Raw genomic sequence first — 21,537 nt, forward strand, 5'->3', positions numbered from 1 at the left:
TGCCGCCTCCGCGGGAGGGAGTGCGTCGGCGGTCATGACGCCGCCTCCGCGGGAGGGAGTGCGTCGGCGGGCCACGCCGGCACCCCCACCTGGACGGGGGCGTCCGCGAGCAGGGCGTCCGCGGCGGCCGCACCGCTGCGCACCGCGCCCTCCATGGTCGCGGGCCAGCCCGTGTCGGTCCACGCGCCCGCCAGGTACAGGCCCGGCACCGCGGTGACCGGGCCCGGCCGGAAGGCGGCCTGCCCGGGTGCGGCGCGGAAGGTGGCGTGCGGCTCACGGGTGACGAAGAAGTCCAGGACCCGGGCGTCGCGGGCCCGGGGCAGCAGCGCCGCCAGGGCCGGGAGGATCTCCTCCCGGATGCGGGCGAGGGGATGGCCGATCACGCCGTCGGCTGCGGAGAGCGAGACGGCGAGGTACTGCGACCCCGTGGGGTGCACCCGCGCACAGCCCGACTGCCCGGTCCGGTCGAACACCCACTGGACCGGGGTGTCCACCCCGGCGGCGAAGTCGGTGTCCAGTACCCGGCGGTCGTAGACGACGTGCACGTTCACGATCGGCGTGCTACCGAGCGCGTCCGCCCAGCCCTCGGGGAGGGCGGGCGCCCCGGCGGGCAGCAGCCCCGCCGCCCGGTCGGGCGGCACGGCGCACACGATCCGGTCGACCACGAGTTCCCCCTCTCGCTCGTCGTGCGTGGTCCGCACCCGCAGGCCGGGCCCGGCCTGCGGGAGCGCGTGGACGCGGGTGGACGTGCGCACGTCCACCCCCGCGGCGGTGAGCGCCGCCCACGCGGCGTCGCCGTGCAGCGCGCCGAGCGGCACGCGGGCCCAGCCGATGTCGCCCGCAGCGGCGTCGGTGAGCAGGCCGAGCTGGAAGACGGTGGCGGCCAGGGCGAGCGACGCGTCGCCCGCCCTGGCGTTGAGCGTCGCGACCCCGACCAGGTCCCACAGCACGTCGACGGCCCGGCCGGACTGCCCGTGCGCCGCGAGCCAGTCCCCGAAGCTCGTCGCGTCCGTGACCGGGTCCGCCCGGTCGACGGACCGCAGCGCGAGGGCGGCCCGGACCGTCCGGAGCCGGTCCGCGACGAGCAGCGGCCGGTAGCGCAGCAGGGACGAGCCGAGGTGCAGCGGCGCGGGCAGGAGCCCACCCCCGCGGGCCCCGGGCGCACTGCGGCGCAGCCGGGCGACCGGGCGGCCGGGGGCGTGGACCGGGATGTCCAGCCGCTCCTGCAGCGTGACCCGGTCCGCCACCCCGAGCCGGTCCAGCAGGCCCAGGTATGCGGTGCAGCAGCGCAGGAACACGTGCTGGCCGTTGTCGACGTCCAGCTCGCCCCGGCGGAAGGACGTCGCGAGGCCGCCGAGTCGAGGCCGGGCCTCCAGCAGCGTGACGTCGGCACCCGCGTCGGCACAGCGGAGCGCGGCGGTGATGCCGGCGAGTCCTCCGCCGACCACCGCGACCCGCGTCCGCGCCGTCACGAGGTGCGGGGCCCCTCGGACGCGGCGGCGGGCCGCCCGGTCAGCGCGCGGGCCGCGACCCCGGCCTTCTGCCAGGCGGAGAGCGAGCGCCGGCGCGCGTAGGTGGACGGCGGATCGGCGGCGATGTCGTCGAGGAGCTTGCGGTAGATCCCCGCCATGGCCCCGGCGCAGGCGAAGCTTCGCCGGTCCAGCAGCGGGATCAGCCGAAGCCCGTCGGCGTACCAGCCGCGGGCCCGGTCCGCGGCGAAGCGGATGTACTCCGCGAGGCGGCCGTCCGGGTCCGCCAGCACGCCGCGCTCGTCGAGCCGGACCTCGGCGCCGAACCGCTCGAGCTCCTCGGTGGGCAGGTAGATCCGGCCGTGGCCGAGGTCCTCGCGGATGTCGCGGAGGATGTTCGTCTGCTGCAGGGCGATCCCGAGCTGGTCCGCGTAGTGCGCCGCCTCCGGGTGCGGACGGGCACCGAAGATGCCCAGGCAGAGCCGCCCGACGGAGCCCGCGACCTGCCGGCAGTAGACCGTCATGTCGTCGAACGTGCGGTACGGGGCGGCCGCCTCGCCCGTGCTCGCGGACCGCGCGTCCATCCGCGCGTCGGCCTCCACGCCGTCGACCAGCTCGGCGAAGGCACCCAGCGGGATCGGGTAGCGGGTCGCCGCAGCCGTCACGGCGATCATCACCGGGTCCGCGGGGTGCGGCGCGGAACCGGCCCCGACCGCGTCGACGGCGTCCCGCACGGCGGCGAGGTCGGCCGTCTTCTCCGCGAAGGAACGGGTGCCGTCGTCGCCGATGTCGTCGATCCGCCGGGCCAGCGCGTAGACCGCGGACAGCGCGCTGCGCTTCGGCGGCGGCAGCAGCCGGATGCCGTAGGAGAAGTTCCGCGCCTCGCGGCGGGTGATCTCCTCGCAGGCCGCGTAGGCCTCGTCGAGGGCGGTGGGGGCCTGGGTCACGGGATGCTCCGAACGGTCGAGGCCTGGGAGAGGCGGGCAGGTGCCGAGCGCGCCGATGCCAGCGCGACGACGAGGTGGCGGAGAACGTCGCGGCGTCTCGTCGACGCCACCCCGCCCAGGACGTCCCCGCGCACCCGCAGGAGCGCATCGCCCGCCGCGCGGCCGCCGGCGACGTAGCCCGCGACGGCGATCCGGGCCCATCCGTGCAGGTCCGCGACCACCGCGGCGCCCGAGCCGAGCAGCTCCAGCGCCCGGTCGGTCTCGTACCGGACGAGCCGGGCGAGCGCCGGGGTGGCGCGGGGCGCGTCGAGATCGGCCTCGGCGACGCCGAAGACGCGCAGGTCGTCGGCGGGCAGGTAGACCCGGCCGCGGGCGCGGTCCTCGGCCACGTCCTGCCAGTGCTCCAGCAGCTGCAGCGCGGTGCAGACGGCGTCCGCGCGCTGTTCGACGGGCGAGCCGGCCGGGGCGTCGACACCGAAGAGCTGCAGGACCAGCCGGCCGATCGGGACCGCGGAGAGGGCGCAGTAGCCGAGCAGGTCCGCGAGCGTCTCGTAGCGCTCCACCCGTTGGTCCGCCAGGTTGGCGGCGATCAGCCGGTCGAACGGGTCCTGGGTGAGCCCGCGTTCCCGGACGACCGGGACGAGCGCGCGAAGCACCGCTGCGTCCGGCAGGCTCCCGGCCCAGACCAGGCCGAGATCCGTGGCGAAGGCCTCCAGCCTGGCGACGCGGCGTCCGGCGGTGTCCCCGGTGTTGGTCTCGGTACCGGAGCGGGCGACCGGCCCGGGCTCGTCGCCGAGGTCGTCGATCACCCGGACGACGTCGTAGACGGCCCGCAGCGCCACCCGCAGCTCCCGGGGGAGGACGCGCAGCGCCACCGGGAAGTTCTCCGCGCCCTCCGCGGCGCGTGATCGCCCCACACCTCGTGAACCGGACACTGTGGACTCGCCGGGATCACCCGCCGGGCCGTCCTGCCACCCCGCGGGTCCCTTTCCGGTCGACTCCGCCCCCACGTCGCGAATCCTGCTGCAGCGCGAACGGGAACTCTGCGCACTTGTGGTTAGTTCTGAAGGGGGAGAATTGTCACCACGGCACAAATAGCGTGGTCAGGGCACCCGATAGGGCGTAGAACACCGGAGTGGATCTGCGGGACATCACACCGGAAGACCTCATCCCACCACTCCGGAAACGGCTCCCGGATCTCCTCGACGAGGTCAGCGCCGCGCTCGTCGCGGAGTGGCCGGACTACTCCCGGTTCCTGCACGAGAACCGGGCCGAGGTGGCCGTGGCGGCGGACGCCGCGCTGCGCCACCTCGTCACGACCGCCACGGACGGGCCGGACGGCGAACAGCCGGGCATCGGCGAGCAGGACCTCTTCGAGGAGATCGGCCGCATGCAGTGGCGGGACGGGCGCGAGATCTCGTCGCTGCTGTCGGCCTTCCAGCTCGGTGCCCGGGTGTTCTGGCGGCACGTCTCCGAGATCGCCGTGGAGCTCAACGCGGCTCCCCGGCCGCTGACGGCGCTGGCGGAGGGCGTCTTCCTGTTCGTGGACCGGCTCTCCTCGGCGGCGGCCCGGGGCTACGTGCTCGAGCAGTCCGAGGCCGCGGTGGCGCGCGAGCGGCTGCGCGAGGAGCTGGTGGGCCTGCTGCTCTCGGACCGGGCGACGGCGGCCGCGGTGCAGGCCGCGGCCACCCGGGCCGGCTGGACCGTCCCCGAGCAGGCCGCGATCGTCCTGGTGCAGCCGGACAGCACGATCGGCCTCGGCGTCCTCGCCCGCTTCGACCCGGCCTGCCTGCTGCTCAACCGCCCGCAGCTGACGGGCGCGATCGTGCCGAACCCGATGCTGGCCGGGCGGCGCAGCCGGCTGGCGACGGCGCTGCGGGGGACGGACGCCGTCGTGAGCGTGGCGGTGAGCGTCGAGCGGCTGCCGGCGACGCTGCACGTCGCGCAGATCGCCTCCCGGCTGCAGCGCACCGGCGTGCTGACCGACGACCCGCTCTTCGCCGAGGAGCACCTCGACGCGATCATCGTGCACCGGGACTCGCGGATGCTCGACGTGTTCCGCAACCAGATGCTGCGGCCCCTCGAGGCGTCCGCCCCGGCCTCGCGGGCCCGGCTCTCCGAGACGCTGTGCTCCTGGCTGCGGCACATGGGGGACCGGCAGGCCGTGGCCGCCGAGCTGCACGTGCACCCGCAGACGGTCCGCTACCGCCTCGCGCGGCTGCACGAGCTCTTCGGGGCCGAGCTCGACGACCCGCAGACGCGGCTCAGGCTGACCCTGGCGCTGGCCTGGGGCGAGCCGCGATCGGGGGAGGCCGGCAGCTGAGGCACCCTCCCCGGGTCTCTTTGACAATATGTAAGGACAAACTCTTGACACCATAGTGGTGCGTTCCTACCGTCGTCAGGACAGCGCGAGACAGGAGCGCGGGGCGGGACCCGCCCCATCCGGACGACCAAGTCGAAGAGGACTCATGAGCAACAGGGACGTTTCCGGCGACGGATCGGGCGCCGAGGTGCTGACCTTCGGCCGCAGCGGTGTCGACGTCTACCCCCTGCAGATCGGCGTCGGCCTGGAGGACGTCGAGTCGTTCGGCAAGTTCCTCGGCGGCACCACCGCGAACGTGGCCGTCGCCGCCGCGCGGATGGGCAGGCGCGCCGCGATCATCACCGGGGTCGGGGACGACCCGTTCGGCCGGTACGTGCGCAAGGAGCTCGTCCGCCTCGGCGTCGACGACCGGCACGTCGTCGTCAACGGGGCGTACCCCACGCCCGTCACCTTCTGCGAGATCTTCCCGCCGGACGACTTCCCGCTGTACTTCTACCGCAAGCCGCACGCGCCGGACATGCAGGTCAGCGCCTCGGACCTCGATCTCGACGCCGTCCGCGCCGCCTCGCTGCTGTGGCTCTCGGTCAGCGGGCTGTCCGAGGACCCGAGCCGCACCGCGCACCACGAGGCCCTCGCCGCCCGCGGCCCCGGCTCTCTCACCGTGCTGGACCTGGACTACCGGCCGATGTTCTGGGTGGACGCCGCGGCCGCCACCGCGCAGGTGCAGAAGGTACTCGGCCAGGTCAGCGTGGCCGTCGGCAACCGCGAGGAGTGCGAGGTCGCCGTCGGCGAGACGGACCCGGAGCGGGCCGCGGACGCCCTGCTCGACGCGGGCGTGCAGCTCGCCGTCGTCAAGCAGGGGCCGAAGGGCGTGCTGGCCAAGTCCCGCACCGAGCGGGTCGTGTCCCCGCCCATCCCCGTCACCCCGCTCAACGGCCTGGGCGCCGGGGACAGCTTCGGCGGGTCGCTGGCCCACGGGCTGCTGGCGGGCTGGCCGCTCGAGACGGTCCTGCACCGGGCGAACGCCGCCGGCGCGATCGTCGCCTCCCGCCTGGAGTGCTCCACCGCCATGCCCACCCCCGCCGAGATCGACGTCCTCCTCGCCGGCGGCGACCCGAACGAGAACAGGTGACCCCCGTGGCCCACACTGCCGACGTATTCCCCTCCGCGGAGGCGGCATCAGGCGCCGCCGACGTATTCCCCTCCGCGGAGGCGACATCAGGCGCCGCCGACGTATTCCCCTCCCCGGAGGCGGCATCAGGCGCCGCCGCACCCGGCTTCGCCAGGGACCTGGCCGAGATCCGGGACATCCGGGCGCATGAGCCCGAGCGCATCGCCGCCCTGCTCGCGTCCCGCCGGCGCCGGCCGTTCGTCCCCGCGGACGGCCGTCTGATGATCGTCGCCGCGGACCACCCGGCCCGCGGCGCCCTGTCCGCCCGCGGCCGCGCGGACGCCATGGCCAGCCGGCCCGAGCTGCTGGAGCGCCTGGTCACCGCACTCGGCCGGCCCGGCGTCGACGGGGTGCTCGCCACCTCGGAGATCCTCGAGGACCTGCTGCTCCTGGGGGCGCTGGAGGACAAGGTCGTCGTCTCGTCGATGAACCGCGGCGGCCTCGCCGGCTCGGTCTTCGAGATGGACGACCGGATGACCGGCTACGACGTCCGGGGCACCGTGGAGTCCGGCTTCGACGCCGCGAAGATGCTCACCCGCATCGACCTGGACGACCCGACGACCGTCGCGACGCTGGAGACCTGCGCCCGCGCCGTCACCGACCTGAACCGGGCCAAGCTCGTCGCCATGGTGGAGCCGTTCATGTCCAGCCGGGTGAACGGGAAGGTCGTCAACGACCTCTCGCCGGAGGCCGTGATCAAGTCCGTGCACATCGCGCAGGGCCTCGGCGCCGCCAGCGCGTACACCTGGCTCAAGCTCCCGGTGATCGACGGGATGGCCCGCGTCATGGAGGCCACCACGCTGCCGACCCTGCTGCTCGGCGGGGACCCCACCGTCTCGCCCGAGGAGACCTACGCGTCCTGGAAGGCGGCCCTCGAGCTGCCGTCCGTGCGCGGGCTGATCGTCGGGCGCGCGCTGCTGTACCCGGCGGACGGGGACGTGGCCGCGGCCGTCGACACCGCCGTCTCGCTGGTACGGCCCACCGCGGTGGTCGCGGCATGACCGCCACGACGAGGACCGAGCTGTACCTGCCGGCCGGCACCGGCGCCGCCGACGGGTTCGACCTGGTGGTGACTCCCGAGAGCGCGGGCTGGGAGCATTCCAGCCTGCGCGTGCTGCCCCTGGCCCCGGGTGCGGAGCGCACCATCGAGACCGGCGGCGAGGAGATGTTCGTCGTCCCCCTGTCCGGCGGGGCGACCGTGACCCTCGGGGCGGAGTCGATCACCCTGGAGGGCCGGGAGTCCGTGTTCGCCGGACCCACGGACGTCGCCTACCTGCCGGTCCGGTCCACCGTCACCCTCGCGGGATCCGGCCGGATCGCCCTCTGCGGGGCGCGGACGGACACGGTCCTCCCGTTCCGGTACGGGCCGAGGGCCGAGGTGCCCGTCGAGCTGCGCGGGGCCGGCCAGTCGAGCCGCCAGGTGCGCAACTTCGGCACCGTCGGCTCCTTCGAGACCGGCTCGATCATCGCCTGCGAGGTGATCACGCCGGGCGGGAACTGGTCCAGCTACCCCGCGCACAAGCACGACGAGGCGGGACCGCACGAGTCCGAGCTCGAGGAGATCTACTACTTCGAGATCGCACCGGGCCCCGCCGGACAGCCCGGCCTCGGGTTCCACCGCACCAGCAGCTCGCCCGGCCACGAGATCGACATCATGGTCGAGGTCCACGACCGGGACACGGTGCTGATCCCCTGGGGCTGGCACGGTCCGTGCGCCGCCGCGCCCGGACACGACATGTACTACCTCAACGTGATGGCCGGCCCCGGCGACGAGCGCGCCTGGCTGATCACGGACCACCCCGACCAGGCCTGGGTCCGTGAGACGTGGGCGGACCAGCCGGTCGACGCACGCCTGGGAGGGCAGTGATGTCCGAGACCGTTCGCCTGACGGTCGCGCAGGCGGTCGTGAAGTTCCTGGCCGCGCAGTACAGCGAGCGCGACGGCGTCGAGCAGAAGCTGTTCGAGGGCTGCTTCGGCATCTTCGGCCACGGCAACGTCGCGGGCATCGGCCAGGCGCTGCTGGAGGCCGAGCTCGACGATCCGGAGGCGCTGCCGTACGTCCTGGGCCGAAACGAGCAGGCCATGGTGCACACCGCCGTCGCCTACGCCCGGATGAAGGACCGGCTGCAGACCTGGGCGATCTCGACGAGCGTCGGCCCGGGTGCCACCAACATGGTCACCGGCGCCGCCCTCGCGACGATCAACCGGCTGCCCGTCCTGCTGCTGCCCGCAGACACCTTCGCGGACCGCAGCGCGTCCCCGCTGCTGCAGGAGCTGGAGCTCCCGTCCGCCGGCGACGTGACCGTCAACGACTGCTTCCGGCCCGTCTCCCGCTACTTCGACCGGGTCTGGCGGCCGGAGCAGCTGCCGGCGGCCCTGCTCAGCGCGATGCGGGTGCTGACGGACCCGGTCGAGACCGGCGCCGTGACGGTCTGCTTCCCGCAGGACGTCCAGGCCCAGGCGCACGACTGGCCGCCGGAGCTCTTCGCGAAGCGCGTCTGGCACGTCGCCCGGCCGCTGCCGGAGAAGGCCGCGCTCGCCCGCGCCGTGGAGATCATCCGCAGCGCGGAGCGCCCGCTCGTCGTCGCCGGCGGGGGCGTCCACTACTCCGGGGCGACGGCCGCGCTCGCCGCCTTCTGCGAGGCCACCGGCATCCCGGTCGGACAGAGCCAGGCAGGCAAGGGCACGCTGCTGTACGACCACCCGCAGTGCCTGGGTGCCATCGGCTCCACCGGCTCGACGGCCGCCAACGCGATCGCGAAGGACGCGGACGTCGTCATCGGCATCGGCACCCGGTACTCGGACTTCACCACGGCCAGCCGGACCGCGTTCCAGAACCCGGACGTCCGGTTCGTCAACGTCAACGTGGCGGGGATCGACGCGGTGAAGCACTCCGGTACCTCCGTCGTCGCGGACGCGCGGGAGACCCTCGACGCGCTGACCGGGGCGCTGGACGGCTACCGGGTCCCGGAGTCCTACGTCGCCGAGTACGCGGGCCTGGACGCCGAATGGACCGAGACCGTGCGCAGCGTCTTCCACCCGGAGGTCCCGGCCGCGGGCGCGGGTGGTCTGCTGACCCAGGCCGAGGTCATCGGGATGGTCAACGAGCTGTCCGACCCGCGCGACGTCGTCGTGTGCGCCGCCGGCTCCATGCCCGGTGACCTGCACAAGCTGTGGCAGACGCGGGACGCGAAGGGGTACCACGTCGAGTACGGGTACTCCTGCATGGGCTACGAGGTGGCCGGCGGTCTCGGGGTCCGGCTGGCCTGCCCGGACCGGGACGTCTTCGTCATGGTCGGCGACGGGTCGTACCTGATGATGGCCACCGAGCTCGCCACCGCCGTGCAGGAGGGGCTCAAGGTGATCACCGTCCTGGTGCAGAACCACGGCTTCGCCTCCATCGGCGCCCTGTCGCAAGCGCTGGGGTCGCAGCGGTTCGGTACCGCGTACCGCTACCGATCCGCCGAGACCAGAAGGCTCGACGGGGACGTGCTCCCGCTCGATCTCGCGGCCAACGCCGAGAGCTTCGGCATCCGGGTCATCCGCACCAAGGGCCCGGAGGACTTCGCCGCCGCGATCGCGGACGCGAAGGCCGCGCCGGACAGCACGGTCATCTACGTCGAGACGGATCCGCTGATCGGGGCGCCGGACTCGAACTCCTGGTGGGACGTCCCGGTCAGCGCGGTCGCGGGCATCGAGTCCACGCGCGCCGCACGCAAGGTCTACGACGAGGCGAAGGCGACCCAGAAGTCGTTCCTCGCCCCGTCCCTCCCGAACACAGAAGGAAGCACGCGATGAGCACCCCCACCCTGGGCCACTGGTCGGCCGGCGCCGAGCTGCCCGGCACGAGCGACCGGTACTCCGACGTCACCAACCCGGCGACCGGTGAGGTGACCGCGAAGCTCTCCCTCGCCTCGTCCTCGGACGTGGAGACCGTCGTGGCCGCCGCGAGGGACGCGTTCCCCGGTTGGCGGGACACCTCGCTGGCCCGGCGCACGCAGATCATGTTCCGGTTCCGCGAGCTGCTCAACGAGCGCGCGCCGGAGCTGGCGGCGCTGATCACCGCGGAGCACGGGAAGGTGCTCTCCGACGCCGCGGGCGAGGTCGCGCGCGGCCAGGAGGTCGTCGAGTTCGCGTGCGGGATGCCGCACCTGCTCAAGGGCAGCCACACGGAGAACGCCTCGACCAAGGTCGACGTGTCCTCCATCCGCCAGCCGCTCGGCCCGGTCGCGATCATCAGCCCGTTCAACTTCCCGGCGATGGTCCCGATGTGGTTCTTCCCCATCGCCATCGCGACCGGCAACACGGTCGTCCTCAAGCCCAGCGAGAAGGTCCCGTCCTCGGCGCTGTGGATGGCGCGGCTGTGGAAGGAGGCCGGGCTGCCCGACGGTGTGTTCAACGTCCTCAACGGGGACAAGGTCGCCGTCGACGGGCTGCTTACCCACCCGGACATCAAGTCGGTGTCCTTCGTCGGCTCCACGCCGATCGCCCGCTACGTCTACGAGACCGGGACCGCGCACGGCAAGCGCGTGCAGGCCCTCGGCGGCGCGAAGAACCACATGGTCGTGCTGCCGGACGCGGACCTCGACCTGGCCGCGGACCAGGCCGTCAACGCCGGCTACGGCTCGGCGGGGGAGCGCTGCATGGCGATCTCCGCAGTGCTGGCCGTCGGCGAGATCGGCGACGACCTGGTGGACCGGATCGCCAAGCGCACGGTCAGCCTGCGCACCGGCGACGGCACCCGGGGCGCCGACATGGGCCCGCTCGTCACCGCCGCCGCGCGGGACCGGGTCTCCGGCTACGTCGACGCGGGCGAGGCCGCGGGGGCGACGCTCGTCGTCGACGGACGGCAGATCAGCCCCGACGCCTCCGGTGAGGGCTTCTTCGTCGGCCCGACGCTGTTCGACCACGTCGGCACGGACATGTCGATCTACACCGACGAGATCTTCGGGCCGGTGCTCTCGGTGATCCGGGTGGACACCTACGACGAGGCGATCGCGCTGATCAACGCCAACCCGTACGGCAACGGCACCGCGATCTTCACCAACGACGGCGGCGCCGCCCGCCGGTTCCAGAACGAGGTCGAGGTCGGCATGATCGGCGTGAACGTGCCGGTCCCGGTGCCCATGGCGTACTACTCCTTCGGCGGCTGGAAGAACTCCCTGTTCGGCGACACGCACGCGCACGGCACCGAAGGGGTCCACTTCTTCACCCGCGGAAAGGTCGTGACCACCCGTTGGCTCGACCCGTCCCACGGCGGGATCAACCTGGGGTTCCCGCAGAACGTCTGACACCTCTCCGGCCGGACGGGTCGGCTGATCCGAACGACTGACGTGGCCCCTTCCGGCTCTCCGGAAGGGGCCACGGTGCGTCATCGGCCGGGGTGTCGGAGTGATCGATCCCACCGGTCATCCGGGTCCCGTCGGGCTGCCGATCCCGTGCCCGCGGGGCACGGTGGAGCGGGGACGGCCTGTCGCGCGGGTACGACGATGCGCCCGGGGCCTCGCGTCCGTCCTCCAGCAACGGTCCCGCGCCGGCGGGACCGACGGGAGAGAGGTACCCACCGTGCGACCCGACCCGCGCCCCCGCAAGCACGCGGCGTCGATCGGTGCCCTGCCGCGCCGCGGCACCGACCTCGCCGAGGCGGCGTTGTGCTGGGTCGTGGGGATCGGTGGGCTGGTGGCCCTGGTCGTCGCGCTCGTGGTGGGGATGGAGCTGCGGTCGAGCGGATCGGTCCGCGCGCAGGCCGAGGCGGCGGACCGCACGCTCGTTCCGGCGGTGCTGCAGGCGCCGACGGCCGGTGTCGTCACCCTCGACGCCGTGTCGGTGCCCGTGCAGCAGGTCGAGGCGAGCTGGGCGGGCCCGGACGGCCGTGCCCACACCGGCCTGATCGACGTCACCGGCACCGTCGCGGCGGGCACCACCGTCAGGACCTGGGTGGACCGCACCGGCGCGCCCGTCGAGCCCCCGCTCGAGCCGATGCAGGTGACGATCACCGCGGTCGTGGTCGGCGCCCTGACCCTCGCCTGTGCGGGCCTGGTGCTCCTGCTGCTCTTCACCGGCGTGCGGAGCCTGATCGCCCGGCGCAACGACCGGAACTGGGCCGCGGAGTGGGCGCTCGTCGAGCCCGCGTGGTCGGGGCGCGCGTAGCGCCTGTGCGCGTTTCTCGTTGCCGGGGCGACGACAACCGCGCACGAGCCGCGGTGCCGCCTCAGTCGACGTAGGTCCAGGCCCCGTCCTCGCGGACGAAGCGGCTCCGCTCGTGCTGGCTGCCCCGGTCGTGGTGGGCGGTGAACTCGACCGTTCCCTCGGTGTCGAACAGCCCGCCGCCGCTGCGGTCGTGGATCTCCAGGCCGGTCCAGACCTGCGTGGGGTCGAGCCGCAGCCGGCGCGGTCGCGTCGTCGGATGCCAGGTGCGCAACAGGTACGCGGTGTCGCCGCGGGCGAAGGCGGTGTAGCGGGAGCGCATCAGCAACTCGGCCGTGGGCGCGGGCTTCCCGGCGTGGAAGCGGCCGCAGCAGGCGTCGTAGGGCTCACCGAGCCCGCAGGGACAGGACACGACCGCGATTGTCCCCGCTGCGCCTGTATCGGCTCGGCCCGCGTGCGTGAGCGCCGGTCAGGCGAGGCGGTGCGCGCCGGCCGAGGGGACGGCGGGGAACGCGGCGGGGGAGTCCCAGCCGCGGGCCGCGTAGGCCTCGGTGACCGCCTCGGCGACGGCCCCCGAGCGGTCCGCGTCGCACAGGGCGATCACGCAGCCGCCGAACCCGCCGCCGGTCATCCGGGCGCCGTGGGCCCCCGCCGCCGCCGCCACGTCCGCGGCCACGTCCAGGTGCGGCACCGTCACCTCGAAGTCGTCCCGCAGCGACGCGTGCGAGGCCGTGAGCAGCGGCCCGATCTCCCGGGGGTCCTCGCCCGCCTTCAGCATCCCGACGACGTCGAGCACCCGGGCGTTCTCGGTGACGACGTGCCGGGCGCGGCGGCGCAGCCGCTCGTCGGCCAGGGAGTCGACCCCGTCGAGGGTGGCGTCGCGCAGCGCGGGCACGCCGAGCAGCTCCGCCGCCCGCGCGCAGTCCGCCCGGCGCGCGCCGTACTGGCCGTCGACCAGCGCGTGCGGGGCCCTGGTGTCGATCACCAGCAGCTCCAGGCCCTGCGCGGCGAGGTCGAACGGGATGTGCTCGATCTCCTCCGTCCGCGTGTCCAGGAAGACCAGCCCGCCGGCCTCGCCGTACAGGGACACCATCTGGTCCATGCCGCCGGTGGGGGCGCCGACGAAGTCGTTCTCGGCCCGCCGGGCGAGACGCGCGAGCTCGGTCCGGTCCGGCGTCAGCGCCGCGAGCTCGGCCAACGCCACGGCCACCGCGCACTCCAGGGCCGCCGAGGACGACAGCCCCGCGCCGACCGGCACGTTCCCGTCGACCAGCAGCTCCAGGTCGACGACCGGGAGCCCGGCCTCGCGGAACGCCCACACCACCCCGGCGACGTAGCCGGCCCAGCCCGGGACGTCCGCCGGGACGACGGTCGCGGCGTCGAACCGGACCGTCTCGCCGTCCTCCTGCACGGACGCGACGGTCGACGGGCCGCCGGACACCCGCGCCGCGACCAGCGTGCGCAGCGGCAGCGCGAGCGGGAGCACGAACCCGTCGTTGTAGTCGGTGTGCTCGCCGATCAGGTTGACCCGCCCGGGCGCCGCCCAGACGCCTGCGGGCTCGTGCCCGAAGGCCGCGACGAACTCGGCCAGGACGGACCCGGGGGTCACGCGCCCAGCTCACGGAGCCGGGCGGCGACGGCCTCGGGCCGGGTGTCGTTGACGAACACGCCCATCCCGGACTCCGAGCCCGCCAGGTACTTCAGCTTCCCCGGCGCCCGCAGGATCGAGAAGATCTCCAGGTGCAGCCGGGCCAGCTCGCGGTCCACCCGGACCGGCGCCTGGTGCCACGCCGCGATGTAGGGCAGCGCGCGGCCGTGGAAGAGCTCGAGCCGGCCCAGGACGTCGAGCCAGATCGTGGCGAGGTCGTCCCGCTCGGCGTCGTCGAGCTCGGGCAGGTCCCGCACCCCGCGGTGCGGGTAGAGGTGCACCTCGACGGGCCAGCGGGCCGCCTCCGGCACGAACGCCGTCCAGTGCGTGTTCTCGGCGACCACGCGTTCGCCCGAGTCCCGTTCCTTCCCGAGGAGATCCGCGTACAGGTCCCGGCGGGTCCGGTCGCGGTAGCGGCGGGCGGACTCCAGCTGCTGCCGGGTCCGCGGCGTGACGAAGGGGTAGCCGTAGATCTGCCCGTGCGGGTGCGACAGCGTCACCCCGATCTCCTCGCCGCGGTTCTCGAACGGGAACACCTGCTCGACGCCCGGGTGCGCGGACAGCGCCTCGGTGCGGTCCGCCAGCGTGTCGACGACGAGCCGCACCCGTTGCGGGCTGAGCCCGCCGAACCGGCCGGCGTGCTCGCTGGTGAAGCACACGACCTCGCAGCGCCCGGTGTCCCCGGAGAAGGACGGGAAGCGGTTCTCGAAGACCACGACCTCGTAGTCCGGCGCCGGGATCTCGGTGAGCCGCCCGGGCGCGGACGGGTCCAGCGGGCACTCGTCCGCCGGGGGCAGGAACGTGCGGGTCTGGCGGTGCGCGGCGATCGCCACCCACTCGTCGAGCAGCGCGTCGTAGCGGATCTCGGAGTGGCTCTCGACGAGAGGCAGCCCGCGCTCGTCCGCGGTCACCTCGCGGCCGGGCGCCAGGTCGTAGTAGAGGATCTCCCGGCCGTCCGAGAGCTTGCCCGAGGTGCGGAACACGGCGGAGACGCTATCGAACCCACCCCACGCCCCGGACGACCTCCTCACGCGGGGCAGAGTGGAGCCGTGTCCGAGACCGACCAGGTGTCCGCCGAGGCCCCGACCGACCCGCTCGCCGACGTCGTCCGCGCGGCCCTGGCCGGCCCGCAACGCTCCTTCGGCGAGGTCCGCGGGCGCGCCGCGCGCTATCTGCCCGACGTCACGCCGTTCGCCTCGCTGCCCGGGGAGCCGGACGCGCAGGACTGGCGGGACCTCGCGAGCCTGGTGGGGCCCGGCGGCGTCGCGGTCGTGGTCGGCCTCCCGCACCGGACGGCGCCCGCGGGCTGGACCCCGATGATGGCGCTGGACGGCGTGCAGATGGTCGGCAACGGGATGGAGACCCGGCCGGACCCGGAGGCCGTGCGGCTCGGGCCGGACGACGTCGAGGAGATGACCGCGCTCGTCGAGCGGACCCGTCCCGGCCCGTTCCTGCCGCGGACCGTCCAGCTCGGCACCTACCTGGGCATCCGCCGCGGCGGCGCGCTGATCTCGATGGCCGGGGAGCGGATGCGGCCCGCCGGGTTCGGCGAGATCAGCGCGGTCTGCACGGACGAGCGGTTCCGCGGCGAGGGGCTGGGCGGGCGGCTCGTCCGGGCGGTCGGCGCCGTGGTCCGGGCCCGCGGCGACGTGCCGTTCCTGCACGCCGCCGCGTCGAACACCGGCGCGATCGGCCTCTACGAGCACCTCGGCTTCACGCGGAGCCGCACCACCTTCTTCGCGAGCTACCGGGCCCCGCTGGACACCTGAGCCGCCGCGCCGACCTCCCGGGTCGCCAGCGCCGCGTCGACGGCGGCGGGCGAGAGCACCTCGTCGAGCACCAGGATCGCGCAGCCGGTGACGCCGCTGCGCCCGGCCAGCGCGCCGGGCTCGATCCGCAGCGTCTGGGTCGACGCCGTCATCGAGCGCTGGTAGATCACCTCGCGCACCCCGGCGACCAGCGGCTCGTAGGCGCCGACCAGGTCACCGCCGACCGCGATCACCGCCGGGTTCAGCAGATTGACCGCGCCCGCGAGCACCTCGCCGAGCCGGCGCCCGGCCACCCGGACCAGCCGGACGGCCTCGGCGTCGCCCTTCTTGACCAGCTCCGCCACGCCGGCGACGCTGTCGACCGTCCGCCCGGCCTCGCTCAGGTCCCGGATCAGGGCGGACCCGCTGGCGATGGCCTCGAGGCAGTCGACGTTGCCGCACCGGCACACGACGCCCGGGCCGCCGTCGACGCGCGTGTGCCCGATCTCGCCCGCCGCCCCGCCCGCGCCGCGCTGCAGCACCCCGCCGCTGACGATCGCCGCGCCGATGCCGGTGGAGACCTTCACGACGAGGAGGTCGTCGACCTCGGGCCGGGCGTGGTGCTCGGCGATCGCCATCACGTTCACGTCGTTGTCCACCCGCACCGGGACGCCGAAGCGCTCGGTGAGCAGCGGGGGCAGCTTCACGTCCTCCCAGCCCGGCAGCGCGGGCACGCCGACGCTGCACCCGGCGGCGCTGTCCACGGTGCCGGGGATGGAGAGGCCGATGCCGCGCACGGCGGCGGGATCGGAGCCGGACTCGTCGAGCAGCCGGGCGAGCACCTCGCCGACGGCGTGCATGAGCCGCTCCGGGCCCACCGCCGCCTCGAGGGCGAGGGACTCGGTCGTGAGCACGGACCCGGCGAGGTCGCAGACGGCCAGCGAGCTGCGGCTGACGCCCACGGACGCGGCGAGGACCGTCCCGCCGGCGGCGTGGAAGGCGAGGCGGGCGGCGGGCCGGCCACCGGTGACGGCGCCGCCCTGCAGTTCGGTGACCAGGCCGTCGGCGAGCAGCCGGTCCACCCGGGCGGCGACGGCGGTGCGGGAGAGGCCGGTCGCGCGGCCGATGTCCGTCCGCGTCGCGACGAGGCCCTCGCGGACGAGCTTGAGCACCTCGCCGGTCGTGGCCGGGGAGGTGGTCGGGCGACGGCCTTGACGTCCCTGCATGGCGGCAGTCTAGCTGCGCGGATACCGATCCGGGCTTTCTAAGGTCTTCCCGGGGCGGAAGTGTGGGCCCACCAGCGCGTAACACGGGTGTGACCCCTCCCAGCACGGACCGTAAGGTGGGACCCGGTGTGCCGGGAAGTCTGGTCGGCGGTCGTTTCGTCGTGCCGTCCCAACCGCAGGAGCTCCCGATGACCAGCCCGTCCCCCGGCTCTTCGGCCGTGGGTCCTGGCCCGAGGCCCGCCGCATCGCCGAGGTGCTCCGCGCCGAGACCGTCGGCGGGGCACTGCTCGTCGGGGCCGCGCTCGTCGCGCTGGTCTGGGCCAACTCCCCGTGGCGCGAGGCGTACGCCGCGCTCGGGTCCCTGCGCGTCGGGCCGGCCGCGCTGCACCTGGACCTCACCCTCGCCGCCTGGGCCGCGGACGGGCTGCTCGCGATCTTCTTCTTCGTGGCGGGCCTGGAGCTCAAACGCGAGTTCGTGGCCGGGGACCTGCGGGATCCGCGGCGGGCCGCGCTCCCGGTCGCCGCCGCCGTCGGCGGGATGATCGTGCCTGCGGCGCTCTACTGCCTGGTCAACCTCGGGTCGCCGGAGAACCTGGTGGGCTGGGCCGTCCCGACCGCCACGGACATCGCGTTCGCCCTGGCCGTGCTCGCGGTCGTCGGCCGGAACCTGCCGTCCGCCCTGCGGACCTTCCTGCTGACCCTCGCCGTCGTCGACGACCTGCTGGCCATCACGATCATCGCCGTCTTCTACACCGACGAGCTGCACCCCGGGCCGCTGCTGCTCGCGGTGCTCCCGATCGCCGCGTTCGCGGTGCTGGTGCAGCGGCGGGTCCGCTCGTGGTGGCTGCTGCTGCCGCTCGCCGCCATGGCCTGGGCGCTGGTGCACGCGTCCGGGGTGCACGCGACGGTCGCCGGCGTGCTGCTCGGGTTCACCGTCCCGGTGATCCGCCGGGCGGAGGGCCCGGGGCCGGGGCTCGCCGAGCACTTCGAGCACCGGTTCCGCCCGCTCTCCGCCGGGGTCGCCGTGCCCGTGTTCGCGTTCTTCGCCGCGGGGGTGTCCGTCGTGGACGCCGGCGGGCCGGTCCTCGACGGGGTGACCGTCGGGATCGTGGCCGGTCTCGTCGTGGGCAAGGCGATCGGCATCCTGGGGTCGACCTGGCTCGTGCAGCGCTTCACCCGGGCGCGGCTCGCCGAGGGCCTGAGCTGGTGGGACGTGTTCGGCCTCGCGATCCTCGCCGGGATCGGGTTCACCGTCTCGTTGCTGGTGGGGGAGCTGGCCTTCGGGACCGGCAGCCCGGCGGACGGCCACGTGAAGATCGGGGTGCTGGCCGGCTCGCTGATCGCGGCGCTGCTCGCGACGATCGTGCTGCGGATCCGCAGCCGGGTCTACGCGCGGCTCAGCGCCGAGGAGAAGGTCGATGCGGACGCCGACGGCATGCCGGACGTCTACGGCTCCTGACCGGCGTCCCGGGCGCGGGGCCGGGCGCGGGTGTGCATCCGTTCGCCCTGCGGCCCGAACAGGCTCAGGATCTCGACGGGCCGGTCGTCCGCGGGGCCGAACCAGTGCGGGACCCGGGTGTCGAACTCGGCCGCCTCACCGGGCTCGAGCACGATGTCGTGGCGCTCCAGCCGCAGCCGCAGCCGTCCGTTCAGCACATAGAGCCACTCGTAGCCCTCGTGCGTGCGCTGTTCGCGGTCGGGGTTCCCGGGACGGATGACCAGCTTGTACGCCTGCAGCCCGCCGGGGCGCCGGGTCAGCGGCAGCATGGTCCGGTCCCCCCGGGTGACCGGCTCGGTGCGGACCCGGGGATCACCGACGGGCGGCGCGCCGACCAGCTCGTCGAGCGGAACCTGGTGGGCGCGCGCGATCGGCAGGAGCAGCTCCAGGCTCGGCCTGCGCCCGCCGGACTCGAGCCGGGACAGGGTGCTCACCGAGATGCCGGTGGCCTCGGCCAGGGCGCCGAGCGTGGCACCCCGGGCCTTGCGGAGGCGCTTCAACCGCGACCCGACCTCGGCCAGCACGTCCTCGTCCACGCCCGTCATTGCAGTACCGGCAAGTCACGTTGTCAATCCGGGAGAGGGCCACCGGCAGCCCGGCAGCTGTGACGCGGTCGGGGCGGTTGTGCGGGTCACCTCCGCGGGACGAGCGACGGTTGCGCGGTGGAACATGGCAGCAGTGACGAGCGCGCCCACCACCACCGACCGTGCCGAGACCCCGCCACGACACCGCTGGTCGGGCGGGTCCGTCCTGCTCGTCGTCGCCATCCTGCTGCTGGCGCTGAACCTGCGCGCCCCGATCGTCGCGGTGTCCGCCGTGCTGGACACCGTCCGCGCGGACCTGGGGATCGGCGCCGGGACGGCCGGCCTGCTGACCAGCCTCCCGGTGCTGTGCTTCGGCCTCGCCACCCCGCTCGCGTCCGCGCTGCTGGCCAGGGTCGGGCTGGCCCGCGGGGTGCTGGTCTCGCTCGCGCTGCTGCTCGTCGGCACCGTCGTCCGCTCGCTGGACGGGTTGCCGCTCGCGATCGCCGGCACGTTGCTGATCGGGGCGGCCATCACCGTCGGGAACGTCGCCGTGCCGGTCGTCATCGGGCGGGACCTGCGCCGGCACACGGGCGCGGTGCTCGGCATGTACACGGCCGCGCTGAACGTCGGCTCGATGATCACGCTCTCCTTCACCGTGCCGATCACCGGCGCGATCGGCTGGCGGGCCGCGCTGGCGGCCTGGGGCGCGATGATCGTGATCGCGGCGCTCGTGTGGTGGCGTGCGACCCGCTCCGGCGGATCCGGGCCGGCCCCGGACTCCCCGGACTCCCCGGACGCGGCGTCCGCCGAGGACGTCCGGGAGGGCCCCGTGTGGTGGCGGCGCCCGGTGACCTGGGCGCTCACCGCGGCCTTCGCCGGGCAGGCCTTCGCCTACTACGGGGTCACCGCGTGGCTCCCCCTGCTGCTGCGCGACGAGCTCGGGATGGACGCCTCCCAGGCGGGCGTCAGCTCGTCGGTCTTCCAGATCGCGGCCCTCGCGGGCGCGTTCGGCGTCCCGCTGCTGCTCCGTGCGTTCCGCGGGCCGCGGGTGACCGTGCTGATCGTCTGCGCCGCCTGGCTCGCGCTGCCGCTGGGCCTGCTGCTGTTCCCCGCCGGCTGGGCGGCCTGGTGCGCCGTCGGCGGGGCCGCGCAGGGCGGCGGGATCACCGTGATCTTCTCGCTGATCGTCCGCAAGGCGCGAGACCTCGCGGAGAACCGGCAGATGTCCGCGCTCGTGCAGGGCGGCGGCTACACGATCGCCGCCCTCGGCCCGACGGTCGTCGGCGCCGTGCACGAGGCCGCCGGCGGCTGGGTGGCACCGATGCTCGTCGTGACGGCGTCCGTGCTGGTCCTGACCGTGTGCGGGACGGCCGCGGCCGGCCGCGCCCCGGCCCGCTAGAAGTCCGTCCCGTACTCCGGCTCCCGCTCCGCGGTGAACGCGGTGTCGATGCGGCGCAGGACCTTCGGGTCCGCCGCCCCGACGAGGGCGGCCCGCGCCAACGACGACGCCCGGAACCCGCCGAACAGGAGCGACCCCAGCGCCGCGACGCCGAGCCGGACGTGCGGCGGTGCCGAGGCCGGCTCGCAGACCGCTCCGTCGGGGCCCCCGCGCAGCCGGAACCGGCCGCCCCGGCCGAGGAACGGGTCGTCGACCTCGAGCACGACGTCCAGCTCGGTGCCGTAGGTCCGCGCGGACAGCGCCGCCGGGACGTCGAGGACGCGGGCCCACACGCCGTCGTAGCGGCCCTCGGTGCGGACCCGCCGGGGGTCGGTGAGCAGGTGCGGCAGCGCGTCGTCCGGCGCGACCTCGGCGGTGACGGCGCTCAGCAGGTCCAGCCCGAGCAGCACCCGCCAGAGCGCGATGTACGCGTCCCGGCTCACCGCGACCAGGTCCACCACCCGGCAGACGCGGCCGCCGTCCGCCTCGGCGATGCGGTAGGAGACGTAGCCGTCCGCGTGGACGAGGTGGTAGAGCGCGGAGTCCCCGCCGCGCTTGTCCGGCTTGTCCGCGAGCAGGGTCGCCCACCAGCCCGCCGACCGGTCGAGCGCGCCCGGGGTGGTGGCGTGCCAGCGCGCGTGGAGCGGGGGCGCGAGGGCGCGCATCTCGTCCGTCTCGGCGTAGCGCACGCCGCTCGGATCCGGGACGTCCGCGCGGAACGTCGTGCCCGGGCGGGTCACCCGGACGGCGTGCCGCACCGTCGCCGGGCCGTAGCCGAAGCGGCCGTATATGCCCGCCTCGCTCGCGGTGAGCAGCGAGAGGGCGAGCCCGTCGGCGATCATCCGCCGGTGCTGCTCGCGCATCAGCGACCGCAGGATCCCGCGCCGGCGGTGGGTCGCGGCGACCGACACCCAGGTGACGCCCTTCGCCGGCAGGGCCGCGCCGCCGGGCATCCGGACGGCGAAGTCGTACCCGCCGGTCGCGCCGACGAGCTCGGTGCCCTCCTGGGCGAGCACGTAGTTCCCGGGGTCGAACAGCTCGCGCCCGTAGTGCTCGACGTCCTCGGCCGAGAGCATCCAGTGGAAGGCGCGGCCGCCGAGCCGGGCGATGGCCGGGAGGTCGTCGCGGGTGGACGTGCGCAGCTGCACGCCCGGCCCGGCGGTCGAGGGCGCGGGGGTCGGGGGCGGGGCGGTCGGGGGCGGGGCGTCTACGGCGGTCACGGGACCCGAGTCTGGGGCCTCACCGCGACGCCGTCGACCGGATTTCCCGCTCGCGGACGGCCGGCGGTATCACCGGACTCCGGCGAGGTCTCTGCAGGTGGTGGCGGCAGGGCGGACGGGGGGCGGCCCGTGGCGACGGGCGGAGACGGCACTGCGTACGGCGCACTGCCGGCACAGC

General features: G+C 74.6%; 19 protein-coding genes. 10 read left to right on the top strand and 9 right to left on the bottom strand.

Features of this window, described 5'->3' with window-relative positions; translation table 11 throughout:
• Positions 1–32: 32 nt before the first annotated feature.
• The 3 genes from hpnE to WBK50_RS14910 are packed head-to-tail and all read right to left on the bottom strand — an operon-like array spanning position 33 to position 3,333.
• Positions 33–1,472, bottom strand: a complete 1,440-nt coding sequence (hpnE, locus tag WBK50_RS14900) for a hydroxysqualene dehydroxylase HpnE (RefSeq protein ID WP_341336193.1) — start codon at positions 1,470–1,472, stop codon at positions 33–35.
• Entirely contained in the window at positions 1,469–2,416 is a 948-nt protein-coding gene (locus WBK50_RS14905; protein ID WP_341336194.1) for a squalene/phytoene synthase family protein, read from the bottom strand. The genes hpnE and WBK50_RS14905 overlap by 4 nt, the downstream gene beginning before the upstream one ends.
• Positions 2,413–3,333: a squalene/phytoene synthase family protein gene (locus tag WBK50_RS14910; protein WP_341336195.1), complete on the bottom strand. Its 921-nt coding sequence runs from the start codon at positions 3,331–3,333 to the stop codon at positions 2,413–2,415. Before WBK50_RS14910 ends, WBK50_RS14905 begins: the two co-directional genes overlap by 4 nt.
• A gap of 218 nt (positions 3,334–3,551) precedes the next feature.
• Here WBK50_RS14910 and WBK50_RS14915 point away from each other — a divergent pair, with 218 nt between their 5' ends.
• The 7 genes from WBK50_RS14915 (at position 3,552) to WBK50_RS14945 (ending at position 12,060) form a co-directional block, all read left to right on the top strand.
• Positions 3,552–4,739: a PucR family transcriptional regulator gene (locus WBK50_RS14915; protein WP_341336196.1), complete on the top strand. Its 1,188-nt coding sequence runs from the start codon at positions 3,552–3,554 to the stop codon at positions 4,737–4,739.
• Positions 4,740–4,884: 145 nt separating this feature from the next.
• The gene (gene iolC, locus WBK50_RS14920; RefSeq protein ID WP_341336197.1) at positions 4,885–5,871 is read left to right on the top strand and encodes a 5-dehydro-2-deoxygluconokinase; all 987 of its coding nucleotides are present in this window, start codon (positions 4,885–4,887) and stop codon (positions 5,869–5,871) included.
• 158 nt (positions 5,872–6,029) lie between these two features.
• Positions 6,030–6,911: a class I fructose-bisphosphate aldolase gene (locus WBK50_RS14925; protein ID WP_445942359.1), complete on the top strand. Its 882-nt coding sequence runs from the start codon at positions 6,030–6,032 to the stop codon at positions 6,909–6,911.
• Positions 6,908–7,777 carry a 5-deoxy-glucuronate isomerase gene (gene iolB, locus WBK50_RS14930; RefSeq protein ID WP_341336198.1) on the top strand — a complete coding sequence of 290 codons (870 nt, stop codon included), beginning with the start codon at positions 6,908–6,910 and terminating at the stop codon, positions 7,775–7,777. The genes WBK50_RS14925 and iolB overlap by 4 nt, the downstream gene beginning before the upstream one ends.
• Complete coding sequence (iolD, locus tag WBK50_RS14935) at positions 7,777–9,708, top strand: 3D-(3,5/4)-trihydroxycyclohexane-1,2-dione acylhydrolase (decyclizing) (RefSeq protein WP_341336199.1); 1,932 nt, start codon at positions 7,777–7,779, stop codon at positions 9,706–9,708. Before iolB ends, iolD begins: the two co-directional genes overlap by 1 nt.
• A complete protein-coding gene (locus WBK50_RS14940) occupies positions 9,705–11,201 on the top strand; it encodes a CoA-acylating methylmalonate-semialdehyde dehydrogenase (protein WP_341336200.1) in 1,497 nt (498 codons plus the stop codon). The genes iolD and WBK50_RS14940 overlap by 4 nt, the downstream gene beginning before the upstream one ends.
• A 274-nt stretch (positions 11,202–11,475) precedes the next feature.
• Positions 11,476–12,060 (top strand): Rv1733c family protein, encoded by a 585-nt coding sequence (locus WBK50_RS14945; RefSeq protein WP_341336201.1) that lies wholly within the window; start codon positions 11,476–11,478, stop codon positions 12,058–12,060.
• Between the two features lie 61 nt (positions 12,061–12,121).
• Here WBK50_RS14945 and WBK50_RS14950 read toward each other — a convergent pair whose 3' ends face one another.
• The 3 genes from WBK50_RS14950 to galT are packed head-to-tail and all read right to left on the bottom strand — an operon-like array spanning position 12,122 to position 14,688.
• Entirely contained in the window at positions 12,122–12,469 is a 348-nt protein-coding gene (locus WBK50_RS14950; RefSeq protein ID WP_341336202.1) for a YchJ family protein, read from the bottom strand.
• Positions 12,470–12,526: 57 nt separating this feature from the next.
• Positions 12,527–13,666: a galactokinase gene (galK, locus tag WBK50_RS14955; protein ID WP_341336203.1), complete on the bottom strand. Its 1,140-nt coding sequence runs from the start codon at positions 13,664–13,666 to the stop codon at positions 12,527–12,529.
• Positions 13,663–14,688, bottom strand: coding sequence for a galactose-1-phosphate uridylyltransferase (galT, locus tag WBK50_RS14960; RefSeq protein WP_341336204.1), 1,026 nt, complete (start codon positions 14,686–14,688; stop codon positions 13,663–13,665). The genes galK and galT overlap by 4 nt, the downstream gene beginning before the upstream one ends.
• Before the next feature lie 66 nt (positions 14,689–14,754).
• Here galT and WBK50_RS14965 point away from each other — a divergent pair, with 66 nt between their 5' ends.
• A complete protein-coding gene (locus WBK50_RS14965; RefSeq protein WP_341336205.1) occupies positions 14,755–15,474 on the top strand; it encodes a GNAT family N-acetyltransferase in 720 nt (239 codons plus the stop codon).
• On the opposite strand, the gene WBK50_RS14970 is transcribed toward WBK50_RS14965, so the two are convergent.
• Positions 15,450–16,679, bottom strand: coding sequence for an ROK family transcriptional regulator (locus tag WBK50_RS14970; RefSeq protein WP_341336206.1), 1,230 nt, complete (start codon positions 16,677–16,679; stop codon positions 15,450–15,452). The two genes, WBK50_RS14965 and WBK50_RS14970, sit on opposite strands and share 25 nt — an antisense overlap.
• A 253-nt stretch (positions 16,680–16,932) precedes the next feature.
• Between WBK50_RS14970 and nhaA the strand changes: the two genes are divergently transcribed.
• Entirely contained in the window at positions 16,933–18,138 is a 1,206-nt protein-coding gene (gene nhaA / locus WBK50_RS14975; protein ID WP_341336207.1) for a Na+/H+ antiporter NhaA, read from the top strand.
• On the opposite strand, the gene WBK50_RS14980 is transcribed toward nhaA, so the two are convergent.
• Entirely contained in the window at positions 18,126–18,713 is a 588-nt protein-coding gene (locus tag WBK50_RS14980) for a helix-turn-helix domain-containing protein (protein WP_341336208.1), read from the bottom strand. The two genes, nhaA and WBK50_RS14980, sit on opposite strands and share 13 nt — an antisense overlap.
• Before the next feature lie 133 nt (positions 18,714–18,846).
• On the opposite strand from WBK50_RS14980, the gene WBK50_RS14985 reads away from it, so the two are divergent.
• Positions 18,847–20,100: an MFS transporter gene (locus WBK50_RS14985; RefSeq protein ID WP_341336209.1), complete on the top strand. Its 1,254-nt coding sequence runs from the start codon at positions 18,847–18,849 to the stop codon at positions 20,098–20,100.
• Here the strand turns inward: WBK50_RS14985 and WBK50_RS14990 are convergent.
• Entirely contained in the window at positions 20,097–21,359 is a 1,263-nt protein-coding gene (locus WBK50_RS14990) for a GNAT family N-acetyltransferase (protein WP_341336210.1), read from the bottom strand. The genes WBK50_RS14985 and WBK50_RS14990 overlap by 4 nt on opposite strands.
• Positions 21,360–21,537: the final 178 nt, after the last annotated feature.

Source organism: Pseudonocardia sp. T1-2H (genome assembly GCF_038039215.1).
Classification (GTDB): Bacteria; Actinomycetota; Actinomycetes; order Mycobacteriales; family Pseudonocardiaceae; genus Pseudonocardia.